The organism is Bacillus cereus group sp. TH152-1LC, from assembly GCF_027710505.1.
Taxonomy (GTDB): domain Bacteria; phylum Bacillota; class Bacilli; order Bacillales; family Bacillaceae_G; genus Bacillus_A; species Bacillus_A mobilis.
Window position 1 is genome coordinate 30,167 of the sequence record NZ_JAQFNK010000031.1, and the last position, 17,401, is coordinate 47,567.

The following is a 17,401-nucleotide window of genomic DNA, read 5'->3' on the forward strand; positions in this document are numbered from 1 at the left end:
AAAAAATAAAGAATGGAGGAATAGATGATGAATGTAAAACAAGTATTAGATGCGAAAGGTTTAGCATGTCCGATGCCGATTGTAAGAACGAAGAAAGCGATGGATACTTTACAAACTGGAGAAGTGTTAGAAGTACATGTAACAGATAAAGGGTCAGTTAAGGATATTCCAGCGTGGGCAAATAAAGGTGGTCATGACATCATAAAGCATGAAGAAGCAGCTGATGTGCTAAAGTTTTGGATTAAGAAGGCGTAGCATGTTTATAAATGTAGAGAGGTTGGTTATATGAATACAATATTAAGTACGCTTTTCATTGTACTGGCTGCAGCGCTTGTTATTTCACGTTTTTTACCGGTGAAAGGTGTTCAAAATATAAGTGGAAAAGAATTAAAGAGTATAGCAGGAAAAGAAGGAAAACAATTTATCGATGTTCGCACAGTAGGTGAATATAGAGGAAATCATATGAAAGGATTTCAAAATATCCCGCTAAATGAGTTAGCGAGTAAGGCAAATCAGTTAGATAAAAATAAGGAAGTAATCGTTATTTGTCAGAGCGGGATGAGAAGTAAGCAAGCAGCAAAAGAATTAAAGAAATTAGGGTTTCAGCACGTTATCAATGTTTCAGGCGGGATGAATGGCTTGTGAGGAGGAAATTTAAAATGAAAGAAATGACAGCAAAAGAATTAGAAGAAAAATTGTTACGTAAAGAAGTAGTAAATATCGTAGATGTACGTGAAGTAGAAGAAGTCGCCGAGGGGAAAATCCCAGAAGCGTGTAATATTCCACTAGGATTATTAGAGTTTCGAATGCATGAGTTGGATAAAAAGAAAGAATATATTATTGTTTGTCGCTCTGGCGGAAGAAGTGGAAGAGCAGTTCAGTTTTTAGAGAGCTACGGTTTCCGAGCAATCAATATGGTAGGTGGTATGTTAGCGTGGGAAGGTAAAGTCGTATAGTTACAGAGATAAATGATTTGAGCCTTTTTACAAATAATAATATACCCCTATAGGTAATTGGAGGGAGAACAACATGGAACAACAGAAGAAAACAACAATTGTTTTATTTAGCGGAGATTATGATAAAGCGATGGCTGCTTATATTATTGCAAATGGTGCAGCGGCGTACGATCAAGAGGTGACTATTTTTCATACTTTTTGGGGATTAAATGCTTTAAGGAAAGATGAACATGTGAAGGTAAAGAAAACGTTCATAGAAAAAGTATTTGGAAAAATGATGCCGCGTGGTGCGGATAAGATGGGATTATCAAAAATGAATTTTGCCGGTATGGGACCGAAGATGATTAAAGGTATTATGAAAAAACATAATGCGATGCCTTTACCAGATTTAATGGATTTGGCGAAAGAACAGGGGATTAAACTTGTAGCTTGTCAAATGACGGTAGATTTATTAGGGTTAAAAGAGGAAGAGATTATGGAAGGGGTAGAGTTTGCAGGAGTAGGAGCTTATTTAGCAGATGCTTCAGATGGGAATGTAAACTTATTCATTTAAATCACCTTCTTTTTAGAAGGCGGGGGATATAAGGTGAGTTTAGTCGTATTACTTTTTATAATTGGGTTTATAGGATCGTTTATATCAGGAATGGTTGGAATTGGCGGTGCGATTATTAATTATCCGATGATCCTATACATTCCGGTATTGCTAGGATTTACTGGCTATACGTCACATGAAGTGAGTGGTATTACAGCGGTGCAAGTATTCTTTGCAACTTTTGCAGGGGCATGGGCCTATCGGAAAAGTAATGATATGGATAAAACGCTAGTTATGTATATGGGAACTAGTATATTAGTAGGAAGTTTCATAGGGAGTTTTGGTGCTAACGTATTAGAGGAACACACGGTCAATGTTGTTTATGCCGCGTTAGCAACAATTGCTGCTATTATGATGTTCGTACCGAAGCGAAATAATGGTGATAAAGTGAAATACAATAAATGGTTAGCAAGTTTACTAGCGTTTATTGTAGGCGGAGCATCAGGTATTATTGGTGCTGGCGGTTCTTTCTTATTAGTTCCGATTATGTTAGTTATTTTAAAATTGCCGATACGTACAACAATAGCAACATCTATCGCTATTACGTTTATTTCCTCAATCGGGATTACGACTGGAAAAGTGATAACTGGACAAGTGGTCGTAATTCCAGCTCTCATTATTGCGATTGCAAGTATCTTTGCTGCGCCGCTTGGAGCGCGAGTTGGGAAGAGGATCAATCAAAAAGCACTTCAATATATGTTATCGATTTTGATTGTAGGCACTGCTGTTAAGATGTGGATTGATATGATATCGAAATAAAAGGATGGTGCTGCTTGCAGCCCATCCTTTTATTTATCCCGCTATTTGAAGGTAGTAATCGCCTGATTGGTGCAGGCTGATCTATGCCCAAATAACTTTCATTAAGTTTTTATATTCGTCATTTGCTAATTTATATAGCATTCTCGTATGTTCAAAGACAAGTGCTGGATTAAAGTTTGGTTCTGAGAACGCAAGTGATGCTGAAATATCAATTGCATTTTGCTTGTTTAATGTGAATTTTGCAAATCGATAAGATGTGTTTAATTCATTGATAACGTGCAAAATATCATTTGTTGATGTTGCATCAGGTACGTGAGCAACATTGAAGCAGTATATATCCACAGTAGGATGTTCGTTTTGGAAAGCAGCGATTAGTTGAATTTTTGCGCCGGCTTCTGTTTCTAATCCTACTGAAAAATGAACAGAACCATCATTTTCATCTATATTTTCTTCCATGTATATATCGTTGGATTTTAAGTAGTCTTTAAAATCTGAGATGTTATGTTTTACTGCAGCTTTCATATGTATGAGCCCCCTGATAATTGGAATAGATTGCTATTATTTATTATAATTTAAAAATATTAAAAAAGATAGTTAGAAAGTTCTGATTTTTGGTATTGAAGAAATAAAAAAGAAGCAGCTCTCTACCTCCATAGAGAACTGCTTCTTTTTATTCATTGTCGTTAGACGATGTTTCTGTATCTTCACTGCTATTTTTATTTTTCACTTCATTGTTACTTGATTCGCGTTCACTTGAGTTTTCTGACTTAGATTCTTTTGTTTTCTCTGTGCTTGTTTTCTTCGAATCAGAGTCTGTTTTTGTATATGCAGGTAATCCAAGGTGAGCACGAAGATCGTTTGTAACTTTTGCTAATTCTTTTTTGTCTGGATTGTAGTAATATGTTCGGCCGCCGCCAGCAGATTTGCTACATGTATCGTCACCTTTTGCCATATAGCAGTCTTCACCTTGAATTTGTAATTTTTCAATTTCTGAATCCGAGCCATACTTATAGAATGAAAGCATATCATCGAATGTTAAGTTTGTAACGAATTGTCCGTTAATATCATCAATGATGTTACCAACTTTTGTTACAGATCCAACGCTTGTTAGTTTCTTTAAAATTGCTTCAATAACGAGTTGTTGACGTTGTCCACGCATTGCATCACTATCGATGTGGCGCGTTCTAGCAAGAGCAAGAGCTTCTTCACTATTTAGCTTTTGAACACCTTTTTTCAGATGAATTGCATCAGCAGTATCATTACTATCTTGTTCAGTAAATTCAACTGGTACATCGACTTCAATCCCGCCTAAATCATCGACAATTTTCATAAATGATTTGAAGTTAAACTTTACAAAGTAATCAACAGGAACATTCATTAATTTTTCAACTGCATCAATACTTGCTTGTGGTCCACCATCTTTTCCGTTTTTAGTAGAACCGTATGCATGAGCGTGTGTAATTTTATCTTTTTTCTTTTCCACTGGAATATAAGTATATGTATCTCGTGGAATGCTTAATAGTTTTACAGTTTTGCTATCTTTATTAAACGTTGCAAGTAATAGTGCATCCGTTCTTATAGCTTCACCATATTCTTTCCCGCGGACATCGCTTTCATCAACACCCATGACTAAGACAGAGACGTTATTTGCGATAGGTTTTACAGCTTTATCACGTAAATCAGATTTATCACCGCGCGCTAAATCGTGTGCGGCATTTCGAACAGCAGAAGATGCTTTATTTACTAAAAACCAAGTATAACCGCCACCTATTATTAAAAAGAATAGAATAACGCTTATAATAATTTTTGTTTTTTTCTTACCTTTTTTCGGTTTACTGCGTGTATTTTCTTGCAAAGATGGGTTTTGCTCCATTTCTTGTACTCCTTCATTTGGATTGAAATACGACACTCATATCCACTTATTATAATGAAATTTGACGAAAAAAAACATTACAAAACATTTACATTTCGTAAAAATTCAATATATTTATAAAAAGTCAGATTTTTTATATTTTATTTTTGAGATGTAGAATAAGTATAAGTTGTTTTGGTAGAAATGAAAATATGTATTGTGAGAAAGTAATAGAGAAGTAAGATTTGTTGAAATATAGCCAAGAAGAAATGTGTAGGTTTACTTATTTCTTCTATATAATAAAGAAGAAATTTACAGATAAAGGAGAGAGCATAATGAATCATACATCATTCCGAGCAATTGTTGTAAACGAAATAGAAAGTAAGCAGTTTGTAAGAAACGTTGTAGAGAGAGAAGTAAGTAGTTTACCTGAGGGAGACGTATTAATACTGGTTCATTATTCTTCATTAAATTATAAAGATGCTCTTTCAGCCACAGGTAATAAAGGTGTTACGAGAACATATCCTCATACGCCAGGCATTGATGCAGCAGGAGTGGTTGTGAGTAGTGAAGATGCTACCATTAAAGCAGGAGATCAAGTCATTGTAACGGGATATGATTTAGGGATGAATACTTCTGGTGGTTTCGGAGAATATATTCGCGTGCCAGCATCTTGGATTATTCCTTTACCAGAGGGAATGTCAGTAAAGGAAAGCATGATGTACGGGACAGCAGGTTTTACAGCTGCTTTATCAGTATATAAGCTTATTGGATCAGGCATCACGCCTAATATGGGAGATGTGTTAGTAACGGGTGCCACAGGCGGTGTAGGGAGCGTAGCTGTTAGTATTTTAAGTAAGTTAGGATTTAATGTAGTAGGAGCGACAGGGAAAATGGAAGAGGAAGAGATGCTACTACATCTAGGAGCGAAAAAAGTGATTCATCGCGCGGAATTGAATGATGAATCAGGAAGACCAATGTTAAAAGGGATATACGCTGGGGTTATCGATACTGTAGGCGGACATATGCTAGAAACCGCTTTAAAAATGGTAAAGTATGGTGGTTGCGTAACGACATGCGGTAATGTGGCAGGCCAGGAATTACAAACAACGGTATATCCGTTTATTTTGCGAGGTATAAGCCTGTTAGGGATAGATTCTGTGCAATGCCCAGTGGATGTGAGAAGAGATGTGTGGACGCTCTTAGCAAGTGAATGGGAAAATAAAGAGTTACTATCTTATACAGAAGAATGCACATTAGAAGAGTTAGATGAGAAGTTTACACTTATATTGCAAGGAAAGTTAAAAGGAAGAACGGTTGTAAATATGAAATGAAAAAAGAGACGCTTAAGTTAGCGTCCCTTTTTTATTATAATGATTGTTTTAAATTGATTTTACCTTGTTCACCTAAAACACCATCAGCGATATTCACAGCGTGATCACCGATACGCTCTAAGTTACTTACCATATCAACAAAGATGATACTTGCATCACCTGAACAGCTACGTTCGTTCAGACGTAGTACGTGACGTTTACGAAGAACACGTTCCATTTGGTCGATTTTACGTTCTTTCGCAATTACAGTTTGAGCTAGTTCAGTATCGAAGTTTGTTAAAGCTTCGACTGCGTCTTGTAATGTTGAAATCGTTAATTCAAGCATTTCATTTAGTTCAGCTAGTGCTTCATCTGATAGTGAAACGCGGTTCGAAATTTGGAAATCTACAAGTTCTACAAGGTTTTCTACATGATCACCGACACGTTCAATATCTCCGACTACACCTGCTAAAACAGAATGCTTCTCAGAGTCTGTTGGTGAAAGTGGCTTTTCCGATAGTAAAACTAAATACTCGGTAATTTTTTTATCTAAATTGTTAATAGCTCCTTCTAATTGAGTAGCCATGTTTTCATGCTTTTTGTCTTGTGTATTTAAATATTGATTCGCTTCTTTTAAGCCGTGTAATGAAAATTCAGCCATACGCACAACCTCTTTTTGAGCTTCAGTTAAAGCGATAGCTGGAGATTGCTCAATAAAGATTGGATTTAAATGTTGCGGTTTGAAGTTAATAGATGAATCTTCACCACGAATAATTTTCGTTACAATCCATGCTAATACTGCAATGAATGGGAACTGAATAATTGTATTCGTTACGTTAAATGTTCCGTGTGCAAATGCAATTGTCATTTCTGGATTTAAGTTTAATGACGTTTGGAAATATTGGATTAAACTTGTAAATGGTACTAATAAAATTGTAAAGATAATGGTACCGATAATATTAAAGATAACGTGAACTAATGCTGCACGTCTTGCGGCAATAGAAGTACCGATTGCTGCTAATACTGCTGTAATTGTTGTACCGATGTTATCACCGAACAATACAGGAAGAGAAGCTTGTAAATCAATAGCGCCCTGACCGAATAGTTCTTGTAAAATACCGATTGTGGCGCTTGAGCTTTGTACAATTAAAGTGAACACTGTACCGACAATAATTCCTAAAATTGGATTGTCACTCATGCTAACCATTAACTCTTGGAATGACTCTAAAGAACGAAGAGGTTTCATACCTGCGCTCATTAATTCTAAACCGAAGAATAACATACCAAAACCGAATACAACTTGACCTACAGAATGTACTTTTTTATTTTTAAAGAAGAATAGTAAAATTGCTCCAACTGCCATAACTGGGAGAGCGTATTCTCCGATTTTAATTCCGATAATAAAGGCAGTAACTGTCGTTCCGATGTTCGCACCCATAATAACACCGATTGCTTGTCTTAATGTCATAAATCCGGCACTTACAAGTCCGACTGTTAAAGCGGTTGTTCCTGAACTTGATTGGATTAATACAGTAACTAACATACCTGCTAGTACACCCATAAGTGGGTTTGTTGTAAAGCGATCTAAAATATCGCGAAGACGATCTCCAGCTGCTTGTTGCAGTCCATCGCCCATGTATTTAATCCCGAATAAGAAAATACCTAATCCACCAATGAACTGGAAGATCATATCTTGAACATTATATTCCACGCATTCCACTCCTTAAATTTCATGTACGATGTAATTATTAACTAAACCTTGAGACACTGTAAACGGTTTATCAGTAAAATTTACACTAAATTTACAAAGGGATGAAAAGTTTACAATTCTTTAAAGAAACAGCTGGATTTAATTGGTTTTTATCTTTTGCAAATCGTATTTTTGTAAAGAAATCACACTTTTTAGAATAGTATTGTTCGGTTGAATATGAAGGAAAGTGTCTGCGAATTCATCTTATATTTTTTGATGAAAGTTAAAAAATATGTAGGAAAATGCATGTAGTTTTATAACAGCAAAAATACGATAAAAAAAGCCACTGAAATTATCCAGCAGCTTTTTCTGTATTTTTATTTCCATGCTTTTGTTTCCTTACACTTGTGATGTAAATGAACAGGAAAGCAATAAGGAGTAGAGAGGAATAGCGATATACAGTTGCATAGTTTGTAAAATGTGCAATGAATCCAAATATAATTGCGCCAGCGCCAATTCCGAGGTCAAATGCTGAGAAGAATGTAGCTGTTGCAACTCCTCGTCGGTGCGGTGCTACTCGGTCAATCATCCATGCTTGTAGTGCAGGTTGAATCGCTCCAAATCCACTTCCGTAGCATGCTGCTGCAATAATTAAACTCGGAATGGTAGTTGTATACGACAATAAAATAATACCTACAAACGTAATAATAACTCCTGGAATGATAACGAATGTATGACCTTTCGCATCGTATAACTTTCCAGAAAACGGACGAGTGACAGCGATCGCAAGTGCATTAAATAAGAAGAAGAGGCTTATATCAGCAATGCCGACTTCCGTAGCAAATAATGTAATAAAGCTCCCGATTCCTCCGTACATTAATGTAATACATAATATTAATAATGAAGGAAGTAAAGCTTTGCGCTCAATAAATCCATCGAGAAAGGTACCAGATGCTTGCTGTGGTGGTTGTGGCGATTTTTTGATTTGAAGTAGTTTCGTTAATATTAATGAAACTACTGTACAGGAAAGTGCACATAAAAAAAGAATTGTGAAGTTATATGTTTGCATAAGCCAAAGTCCGATAAGTGGACCGAGCGCCATCGCAATCGTTCCAGAAAGACCGAAATATCCCATTCCTTCACCGCGGCGAGCTTGCGGAATTAAATCTGAAACGACAGTTCCATATGTAGTCGTTGTAATACCAAAACCAGCTCCGTGTAAAATTCGAACGGCAAGCAATAGGAAGATAGTTGAAGCGAAAAGATAACTGCCCATAGCGAGTAAACAAATAGCAGTACCAATCATTAAAATGATTTTTTTGCTGAACTTTTGCAAGGCATTACCAGTTAGCGGTCTAACAAAAAGTGCTGCAACGGTAAACATACCGACAACAAATCCGATATTGGAACTTGTGCCGCCAATTTCTTTCACATAAACAGGTAAAGTAGGAATTAACATTTGAAACCCTAAAAACATACATAAGTTTGCTAGAATTAGCGCAACAAACTCTTTTGTCCATAACGGTTCTCGTTTTACGAGTATTGCCTCTCCCATATATTCATCCCCTATATAAATTTTTCCCGCTATTAACGGGCAGTAAAACTCCCACCTCAAAATCCGGCTGGAGCAAAGAAGTTAGGCGGGAGTCGGGCTGCCCGTAAATGCCCGATTGGTTCAACTAATCATCAGTGGGGGATGAACACCCCCCATTGATTAAAGTTTCACTTTATCTCTGTTCTTTCGAGTATATGTATTGGTCAATGTAACAGTCAAGGAAGGTGCCTTGAAAACGTATAACAATTTTTGAGGTGAAAAACTGACAAATTTGTGTAAAAGCTACACAACTATGAAAAAAAGATGTAAAGTATAGATGTATAGACTGGTAGTTGTTATGAATGATAGAAATTGTTTTTTCTTTAAAGAAAGCGGATTCAAAAGTAGTGAATGAGAAGGGGATACATACTTTTTCACTACATATATTTGAAAAGGTTTACAAAACAATGAAGAAAGAGGCGTGTACATATGAGACGATTAGGTATTTCTATTTATCCAGAACATTCAACAGTAGAGAAAGATAAGGAATATTTAACATTAGCAAGTAAATACGGATTTAATCGTGTATTCACATGCTTATTGTCTGTAGATGGAGAAAAAGAGAAAATTATAGAAGAGTTTAAAGAAACGATCTCTCATGCAAATGCATTAGGGTTCCAAGTGTTAGTTGATATTAGTCCATCTGTCTTTACACAATTAGGTATTTCATATAATGATTTATCGTTCTTCCATGAGCTAGGAGCGTACGGTATTCGGTTAGATGTCGGTTTCTCTGGTTTAGAAGAATCGATTATGACTTACAATCCATACGGCTTAAAAATTGAAATTAATATGAGTAATGGTACGAAATATGTAGATAACATTATGAGCCATAGACCAAACCGTGAAAATTTAATTGGTTGCCATAATTTTTATCCACATCGTTATTCAGGATTATCATACGATCATTTCATTAAATGCTCGAAACAATTTAAAGATTACGGTATGAGAACAGCTGCTTTTATTTCATCATTTGATGCAACATACGGACCTTGGCCAGTAACAGAAGGGTTATGTACGTTAGAGCAGCATCGTGAATTACCGATGACAACACAAGCGAAGCATTTATTTGCGACAGAATTAATTGATGATGTCATTATTGCGAATGCTTATGCATCAGAAGAAGAATTACAAGCACTAGGTGCATTAAATAAAGAGAAACAAACATTTGATATAGGGTTATATGATACAACAACAGAATTAGAAAAAATTATTGTATTAGAGGAACCGCATTTTTATCGCGGAGATGTATCTGAATATATGATTCGCTCGACACAAAGTCGTGTGAAATATAAGAAAGAAGAGTTCAAACCGCATAATACACGCGAAATTAAACGCGGTGATCTTTTAATTGATAACGAACAGTATGGTCAATATAAAGGTGAATTGCAAATTGCTTTAAAAGATATGGTGAATACAGGAAAAACAAATGTAGTTGGCCGAATTGTGGAAGAAGAAATTTTCTTATTAGATTATTTACAAGCATGGGATAAATTCGGATTTACTTTAAAGAAATAGATTAAATAAAAAAGGAAAAAACTACTGACTTCAGCAGCTTTTTCCTTTTTATATATAAATTGCGAGAGGAAGAGCTATGACAAAGGTGCATCAGCGATTAGTTTCTATTTTAGAGGAGTTTTTAGAAGAGAAATCGATGTTAAATCGAGCTTTTTTAGCGAGCCGTTTACATGTATCAACGAAGACGATTCAAAAAGATATAAAATTATTAAATGATATATTGGAAGAAAACGGAGCGAAAATTGAATCGCAAAGAGGACCGGATACGAACTAGAAATTATACAAACGAAGAAGTTTGAAGAGTTTTGTGTGGGTCTATTTCAAAAACAGACAGAAAAAATCCCAACTTCTTATGAAGAAAGGATAGCGTACATTCTGCAACGTATTTTAATGACAGAGGGATATGTGAAGCTTTCACAGTTAGCAGAGGAGATTTATGTGAGTAAATCGACTGTGAATTTAATTATGAAAGATGTTACAGATATATGTGGTCGTTATAAATTACAAATTGAAAAGAGACCGTATTATGGTATACGTATTGTGGGAGAAGAGTTCAATATTCGTTCTTGTTTATCACAATATGGTTTACCACGTTATGACCATACTCCGTTTCATGAGCAATTTGATCAGAGTGATACATATGTATCGTTACCTCATATACCGCTTATCCGTTCGGTTATATTAAAGTATATCGAGGGAGGAACGATATATTTATCAGATATAGAAATTGATAATTTAGTCATTCATATTGCAATCGCATTAAAGCGTTGTGAAGATCAACATTATATAAAAGGGCTAAATAAAGAGCAAGCTGAACTTATTATAAAGAAAGAATATACAATTGCGAAAGAGATTTTAGGGGATTTAGAGAAAGCGTTACAACTTTCATTTCCGGAAGAAGAAGTTTTATATGTAACAATGCATTTATTAAGTACTGCTGTTACAGCGAAGGATCGTTATGAAAATGTGGAAGAACTATTAGGGAAAGATTTATATGCATTCATGCAACATATTCTTTTTAAAGTAGCGGAAGAACGGAATCTTATTTTTTATTATGATGAAGAATTATTATTTGGTTTTGGTGTTCATTTAAAAACGTTATTAAACCGTTTGAAGTATAAGTTAAATACGAGAAATCCTCTATTGGCAGAAGTGAAAAAAAATTATCCGTATGCTTTTGAAATTGCGGTTCTTGTTGGAGATATAATTGGTGAATATACGGGAGAATCGATTCCGGAAAGTGAAATCGGTTATATTGCGATTCACTTCGGTGGAGCGATGAGCCGTTTACAGGAAGAGAATCAAAAGAAAAGATGTTTATTAGTTTGTGCGACCGGCCAAGGAAGCGCCCAGCTATTGAAATATAAAATTCTATCACAGTTCCGAGATAAATTAGAGATTGTGGGAATTACAGGCTATTATCAATTGAAAGTGGAAGACCTTTATAAAGATAAAATAGATTGTATTATTAGTACGATTCATATACCGAGTGGTTTGCCCGTTCCAGTTATAAAAGTAAACTCAATATTTGATGATAAAGAGATTAAGTCAATCGGTCAGCAGTTGTTTACACATGTGAATACTAGTGTGCAGCAGTATATAAAGGAAGATTTAATCTTTTTACATCATAGCGCTTCTACGAAGGAAGAGGTTATCCAGTTTTTATGTGAGAAAGCTGCGGAGAAAAACTATGTACCAGAACATTTTTATGATTCTGTTATGGAAAGAGAGAATACATCTCCGACAGCGGTTGGGAATTTAGTAGCGATACCTCACCCGATGCAGTTATTAAGTGAGAAAACATTTTTGATGTTTTGTACATTGGATAAGTCCGTTGACTGGGGAGATAAAAAAGTACAAGTTATTATTTTATTTAGTGTAAAGCGCAATAATAATGAAGATTTACAACGGCTGTATGATTTTTTATATGATATTATGTCTAGTCAAAATACGATAGAGAAATTAGTTCAGGCTAAAGTGATTGAAGATTTTCAAGAGATATTATTATCGTTATAAGAAAAGTATGTAAAAACTTCCGTTACACAACGGAAGTTTTTTATGTTTAATTGTATGCGTTTTCATAATAAGATAACAATATAGAAAAAAGATAGGTTGGGGGAATTTCAAATGACTGATATGCAAACTCCATTTGCGTTAATTTTACATGGTGGCAACGCGAGAAGCGCGTCGCTTGAAGCAATCGCTTTTGCAAGACAAGGAGATTTTGAGAATGCAAGTGAAAAGATGACACTTGCTAGTGAAGAAATTTCAGCAGCTCATCGCATTCAAACAGACTTAATTCAAGAAGAAGCAAGAGGAAATCATGCAGAAATCAGTTTACTGTTAGTGCATGCACAAGATCATTTAATGAATGCAATTACAGTGAAAGAACTTGCTGAAGAATTTATCACTCTTCATAAACGAGTATAAGAGAAAGTGACAGTATAAGATGTACATTTTATTATGTTGTGCAGCGGGCATGTCAACGAGTATGGTTGTAAGAAAAATGCAAGAAGAGGCAAAGAAACAAGGGAAGGATTATAAAATTAAAGCAGTTGATTCAGAACTTGTGAAACTGGAAATAAAAAATGCTGATGTAGTTTTAATCGGACCACAGGTGAAGTATTTGTTTCCAGCTGTACAGTTTCTTGCGAACTCATACGATATACCGGTTGCAATTATAGAACAACGAGATTATGGCATGTGTGACGGTTTAAAAGTATTGAAACAAGCAGAACAATTAGTTTTAGCATAATTATATTTTTTTAAATATAAACATTATAATGTTATAACTTTATTTCATTCTTTCGTAGTAAAGAGAAAGAGGAGGGGTATTGATGAATAGTTTTATGAGTTTTATGGAACAAAAGATTATGCCAACAACGCAAAAGATTGCAGGACAACGACATTTATTAGCAATTCGAAACGGAGTGATTTCTACATTGCCGTTAACGATTGTCGGATCATTTTTCGTTATCTTTTTAAATTTACCAATTGATGCATATATGGAGTGGATTGCACCGTTTCGCCATATTTTAGATATTCCATTCCGATTTACAGTAGGTTTAATGGCGTTATACGCAGCATTTGGGGTAGGAGCTTCACTCGCGAATTTTTATCAGCTCAATCAGTTAAGTGCAGGATTGTTATCTGTACTCGCCTTTTTACTAGCATCAGTTGAACCAATTCAAATTACGAAAGCTGTACCAGGTGTTATTGATGCAGGTAGATACATTTCAGTAGGAACATTAAGTGCCACGTCTTTATTCGGAGCAATTGTTACAGCACTAATTGCAGTAGAAATTTATCACTTTATGATTAAGCATAATATCTCGATTAAATTACCAGACAGTGTACCACCAGCAGTTGCAAATTCGTTTGCAGCATTAATTCCAACTTTAGTCGTTATTCTTTTATTCTGGGGTATTCGTTACGGTTTAAAATTTGATGTAAATACAACAATTACATATTTAATCGCACCACTAAAATCAGTATTAGTAGGAAATAATTTATTCGGCGGTTTATTAACAGTATTCTTAATCGTGTTCTTCTGGTCATTCGGTATACATGGCCCAGCGATTTTAGGACCAATCATTCGTCCGATGTGGGATTCAGCAATCCTTGAGAATATGGAAGTATTCACTGCTACAGGAAATGCACATCAATTACCAAACTTATTTACAGAGCAATTTATTCAATGGTTCGTATGGATCGGTGGATCAGGCTCAACGTTAGCTTTAGTTATTATGTTTATGTTCTCTAAATCTAAGTTCCTAAAAGAGTTAGGTAGATTATCATTCGTGCCAGGCTTATTCAATATTAACGAACCGATTATTTTCGGGGCACCAATTGTAATGAACCCAATTTTAATTATTCCATTCGTTATTACACCGTTAGTGACAACGACAGTGTCATATTTCGCAGTTGTTTCAGGTATGATTCCGCTGATGATGGCGAAACTGCCATTTACGATGCTGGCACCAATTGCAGCTATTATTAGTACGGACTGGACAATTATGGCTGGTGTACTTGTACTTGTTAACTTTGCTATCTCATTCGTTATTTACTATCCATTCTTCAAAATGTATGAGAAACAACAATTAGCAGGAGAGGAGAAAACAGAATGCTCGGAGCAATTATCATCTTAATTACATTCGTAGCGGGGCAGTGTATTGCACATTATTCAAAATGGGTACAAAGTAAATCTTTATTAGTTTTACTACTCGTATCAATTTTATTTATCGGTAGTTCAATGGGTGCCTATGTAATGTTAGGGTTACAATCACCGTACGTAATTATTGTGCCAACGATTTTATGTGCAACATGTTTATCTGCAAAATATAGATTTACGAGCATGGCATTAATACAACGTGTGAAGGAGATGCAAAAGCATGGAGCGTAAATTAGGAATTTCACTTTATCCAGAGCATTCAACGAAAGAACAAGATATGGCATACATTTCGGCAGCGGCACGACACGGTTTTTCAAGAATATTCACATGTCTATTATCTGTGAATCGACCGAAAGAAGAGATTGTAGCTGAATTTAAAGAAATTATTAATCATGCAAAAGATCATAATATGGAAGTTATTTTAGATGTAGCCCCGGCAGTATTTGATCAACTTGGTATTAGTTATAGCGACCTATCATTCTTTGCAGAGTTAGGTGCAGATGGTATTCGTCTAGATTTAGGTTTTGACGGATTAACAGAAGCAAAAATGACGAATAATCCGTATGGCTTAAAAATTGAACTAAACGTAAGCAATGATATTGCATATTTAGAAAATATTCTTTCGCATCAGGCGAATAAGCCAGCTTTAATTGGTTGTCATAACTTCTATCCGCAAAAGTTCACTGGTCTTCCGTATGATTATTTCATTCGCTGTAGTGAACGCTTTAAAAAACACGGTATTCGTACGGCAGCATTTATTACGTCACATGCAGTTGACATTGGCCCATGGGATATTAACGACGGATTATGTACGTTAGAACAACACCGTAACTTACCGATTGAAGTACAAGCGAAACATTTATGGGCGACAGGGCTTATTGATGATGTGATTATCGGAAATGCTTATGCGAGTGAAGAAGAGTTAGAGAAACTAGGAAACTTAAATCGTTACATGTTACAGCTAAAGGTACACTTTGTAGACGAAGCGACTGAAGTAGAGAAGAAAGCCACGCTGCAAGAATTACACGTAAGACGCGGCGACATAACAGAATATATGGTGCGCTCTACAGAAGTACGTAAAAAGTATAAAGACTATGACTTCCCAGTACGCGAAAGTGTATTACAGGAAAGAGGGCAAGTTGTAATTGGTAACAACTCATTCGGAAAGTATAAAGGTGAACTGCAAATCATTCTAAAAGAAATGCCGATAGATGAACGGAAAAATATTGTCGGTACAATTGCAGAAGAGGAGTTATTCTTACTAGATTATGTAGGAGCTTGGACACAGTTTACTTGTGTGGAATAGGGAAAGGTAGGAGAGGAGAGGATGCTATGGCATCCTCTTTTTTCTGTTGAAATGGTAGTCTATCGTATGTAGAATGCAAAGAGATAGATTTAATTTGGACGGGAGAGAAGGAGATGGAAGAGTATATAGCTGATTTATTAAAGCGGATGGATGATGAAGAAGCAGGTATTCAGCAATGTGCGTATGAAGAAGCAAGACAGTTAAATGATGTATCGCTTTTTTCTTGTTTGCAAGAGAAAGTAACGGGAGCACGAAAAATATATATAAAAACAAACCTTTATTTTTTAATTACACAACTTGCAATAAATACTAAAGAGATGTATATTGCGGATTATTTGATAGATCGGTTAGAAAGTGAAGAAAGCAGGATAGTGTTAAATAGCATGCTTATAGATTTAAGTAAATTATCTGAAGCAAGCAATGCGCATAAAATTATTCCTTACATATATCATAAAAATAGTGGAGTCCGTTATTCTGCTGTCATCGCTTTAAAGTTGTGTAAATCGTTGGGAGCAGAAGGTGCTTTATTGAAGTTACTTACAGTGGAAGAGAATCGAGATGATATTGTAAATATATGTGCCACTTTATATGAGATTGGAACAAAGCGATCAATTCTACCTTTAACGAAACTTTTACACTGCGATAGTGCGTATATTCGTTCAGCAGCTATTGAGACTTTAGCAGAAATCGGAAGAACAGACTTACAAATAGTTTATATTGATGGTTTAGCTGATAGAAATGTCATAGTGAAATATGAGGCTATTCGAGCTATTTATGCATATGGAGATGAAATGGCGATTAAACCAATTTGCGAACGTGTAACGAAAGTTGTTTCTAGAAGACGTAAAAATGAAGTAGAGCCTACTGACGAATCAGAGATTGTCATCGCCCTGCGTTTTTTACATAAGTTTGTTGGTCATGAAGAAGTTTTAAAGACGTTTGATAAAGTGTACAAAAAACGTGGAAACTTGTTTATGGCGGAGAGGAAGTGGCTTCGAGACAATATTGCTTACTTTCAAGAGAAAGAAAGAATGTGAAAATCATAAAAAAAGGGTCAGTCTCAACAATGAGACTGACCCTTTTTTATACGAACTAGTTTAATACTTTCACTGTAACTGTTTTACGTCCCCAGTTACTAGATGTACCTTTATCAGGCATTAAAACGTCGATTTTATGTCCTTTAATAGCTCCACCAGTATCACCAGCGATTGCTACTCCGTAACCTTCAACCCATACTTTTGAACCTAATGGAATGACACTTGGATCAACTGCAATTAGTTTCATGTTTGGATTAGCTGTTAAGTTATGACCCATTGCTGATTTTACTTGCTCGCCTGCTTTATAACCATTTTCAAGTGGATCTGCTGTGTAAGCCGTTGCTACAACTTGTAACTCACGAGAAGATGATGGTGCACTTGTTTCAGTTTCCTTTGCAACAGGTTGTTGTGTAGCTGGTTTTCGAGCTTTAGCCGCTTCACGAGCTTCAGCTGCTTCTTGAGCCTTAGCTGCTTCACGAGCTTTAGCTGCCTCTTGAGCCTTAGCTTCTGCTTGAGCTTCAGCTGCTTCTTGAGCTTTAGCTGCTTCACGAGCTTTAGCTGCCTCTTGAGCCTTAGCTTCTGCTTGAGCTTCAGCTGCTTCTTGAGCTTTAGC

Annotated in this window: 18 protein-coding genes and 1 pseudogene; 14 read left to right on the plus strand and 5 right to left on the minus strand. The window is 35.8% G+C overall.

Features of this window, described 5'->3' with window-relative positions:
• Nucleotides 1–24 precede the first annotated feature (24 nt).
• From PDL00_RS31780 to PDL00_RS31800, 5 genes are all read left to right on the plus strand, one after another.
• Nucleotides 25–255, plus strand: coding sequence for a sulfurtransferase TusA family protein (locus PDL00_RS31780; RefSeq protein WP_242254521.1), 231 nt, complete (start codon nt 25–27; stop codon nt 253–255).
• A gap of 30 nt (nt 256–285) precedes the next feature.
• The gene (locus tag PDL00_RS31785; protein WP_242254522.1) at nt 286–645 is read left to right on the plus strand and encodes a rhodanese-like domain-containing protein; all 360 of its coding nucleotides are present in this window, start codon (nt 286–288) and stop codon (nt 643–645) included.
• Between the two features lie 14 nt (nt 646–659).
• On the plus strand, nt 660–956 hold the full coding sequence (locus PDL00_RS31790) for a rhodanese-like domain-containing protein (RefSeq protein WP_061680163.1): 297 nt from the start codon (nt 660–662) through the stop codon (nt 954–956).
• Nucleotides 957–1,029: 73 nt separating this feature from the next.
• Entirely contained in the window at nt 1,030–1,509 is a 480-nt protein-coding gene (locus PDL00_RS31795; RefSeq protein ID WP_000437730.1) for a DsrE/DsrF/DrsH-like family protein, read from the plus strand.
• 33 nt (nt 1,510–1,542) lie between these two features.
• On the plus strand, nt 1,543–2,307 hold the full coding sequence (locus PDL00_RS31800) for a sulfite exporter TauE/SafE family protein (RefSeq protein ID WP_270733537.1): 765 nt from the start codon (nt 1,543–1,545) through the stop codon (nt 2,305–2,307).
• An 81-nt stretch (nt 2,308–2,388) separates the two neighbouring features.
• Here the strand turns inward: PDL00_RS31800 and PDL00_RS31805 are convergent, their stop codons facing one another.
• Together PDL00_RS31805 and PDL00_RS31810 are read right to left on the minus strand one after the other, a co-directional pair.
• A complete protein-coding gene (locus tag PDL00_RS31805) occupies nt 2,389–2,829 on the minus strand; it encodes a hypothetical protein (protein WP_000642361.1) in 441 nt (146 codons plus the stop codon).
• Between the two features lie 148 nt (nt 2,830–2,977).
• Nucleotides 2,978–4,180 (minus strand): LCP family protein, encoded by a 1,203-nt coding sequence (locus tag PDL00_RS31810; RefSeq protein WP_242254524.1) that lies wholly within the window; start codon nt 4,178–4,180, stop codon nt 2,978–2,980.
• A gap of 314 nt (nt 4,181–4,494) precedes the next feature.
• Between PDL00_RS31810 and PDL00_RS31815 the strand changes: the two genes are divergently transcribed.
• Nucleotides 4,495–5,493 (plus strand): YhdH/YhfP family quinone oxidoreductase, encoded by a 999-nt coding sequence (locus PDL00_RS31815; protein WP_270733539.1) that lies wholly within the window; start codon nt 4,495–4,497, stop codon nt 5,491–5,493.
• A gap of 34 nt (nt 5,494–5,527) precedes the next feature.
• Here PDL00_RS31815 and PDL00_RS31820 read toward each other — a convergent pair whose 3' ends face one another.
• Together PDL00_RS31820 and PDL00_RS31825 are read right to left on the minus strand one after the other, a co-directional pair.
• Nucleotides 5,528–7,183, minus strand: coding sequence for a Na/Pi cotransporter family protein (locus PDL00_RS31820; protein ID WP_242254526.1), 1,656 nt, complete (start codon nt 7,181–7,183; stop codon nt 5,528–5,530).
• A 331-nt stretch (nt 7,184–7,514) separates the two neighbouring features.
• Nucleotides 7,515–8,717: an MFS transporter gene (locus PDL00_RS31825; protein ID WP_242254527.1), complete on the minus strand. Its 1,203-nt coding sequence runs from the start codon at nt 8,715–8,717 to the stop codon at nt 7,515–7,517.
• A gap of 468 nt (nt 8,718–9,185) precedes the next feature.
• Between PDL00_RS31825 and PDL00_RS31830 the strand changes: the two genes are divergently transcribed.
• The 8 genes and pseudogenes from PDL00_RS31830 (at nt 9,186) to PDL00_RS31865 (ending at nt 16,788) form a co-directional block, all read left to right on the plus strand.
• The gene (locus PDL00_RS31830; protein ID WP_270733541.1) at nt 9,186–10,274 is read left to right on the plus strand and encodes a DUF871 domain-containing protein; all 1,089 of its coding nucleotides are present in this window, start codon (nt 9,186–9,188) and stop codon (nt 10,272–10,274) included.
• Between the two features lie 76 nt (nt 10,275–10,350).
• Nucleotides 10,351–12,290 (plus strand): annotated as a pseudogene (locus PDL00_RS31835) (BglG family transcription antiterminator).
• A gap of 111 nt (nt 12,291–12,401) precedes the next feature.
• On the plus strand, nt 12,402–12,704 hold the full coding sequence (locus tag PDL00_RS31840) for a PTS lactose/cellobiose transporter subunit IIA (RefSeq protein WP_270733542.1): 303 nt from the start codon (nt 12,402–12,404) through the stop codon (nt 12,702–12,704).
• A gap of 19 nt (nt 12,705–12,723) precedes the next feature.
• On the plus strand, nt 12,724–13,029 hold the full coding sequence (locus PDL00_RS31845) for a PTS sugar transporter subunit IIB (protein WP_061680155.1): 306 nt from the start codon (nt 12,724–12,726) through the stop codon (nt 13,027–13,029).
• Nucleotides 13,030–13,111: 82 nt separating this feature from the next.
• Nucleotides 13,112–14,422, plus strand: coding sequence for a PTS sugar transporter subunit IIC (locus tag PDL00_RS31850; protein WP_270733544.1), 1,311 nt, complete (start codon nt 13,112–13,114; stop codon nt 14,420–14,422).
• On the plus strand, nt 14,398–14,676 hold the full coding sequence (locus PDL00_RS31855) for a hypothetical protein (protein ID WP_061680153.1): 279 nt from the start codon (nt 14,398–14,400) through the stop codon (nt 14,674–14,676). The genes PDL00_RS31850 and PDL00_RS31855 overlap by 25 nt, the downstream gene beginning before the upstream one ends.
• Nucleotides 14,666–15,751: a DUF871 domain-containing protein gene (locus PDL00_RS31860; protein WP_270733546.1), complete on the plus strand. Its 1,086-nt coding sequence runs from the start codon at nt 14,666–14,668 to the stop codon at nt 15,749–15,751. The genes PDL00_RS31855 and PDL00_RS31860 overlap by 11 nt, the downstream gene beginning before the upstream one ends.
• 113 nt (nt 15,752–15,864) lie before the next feature.
• Nucleotides 15,865–16,788: a HEAT repeat domain-containing protein gene (locus tag PDL00_RS31865; protein WP_270733548.1), complete on the plus strand. Its 924-nt coding sequence runs from the start codon at nt 15,865–15,867 to the stop codon at nt 16,786–16,788.
• A 55-nt stretch (nt 16,789–16,843) separates the two neighbouring features.
• On the opposite strand, the gene PDL00_RS31870 is transcribed toward PDL00_RS31865, so the two are convergent.
• On the minus strand, nt 16,844–17,401 hold a 558-nt coding region (locus PDL00_RS31870; RefSeq protein WP_270733550.1), incomplete at its 5' end, for a 3D domain-containing protein.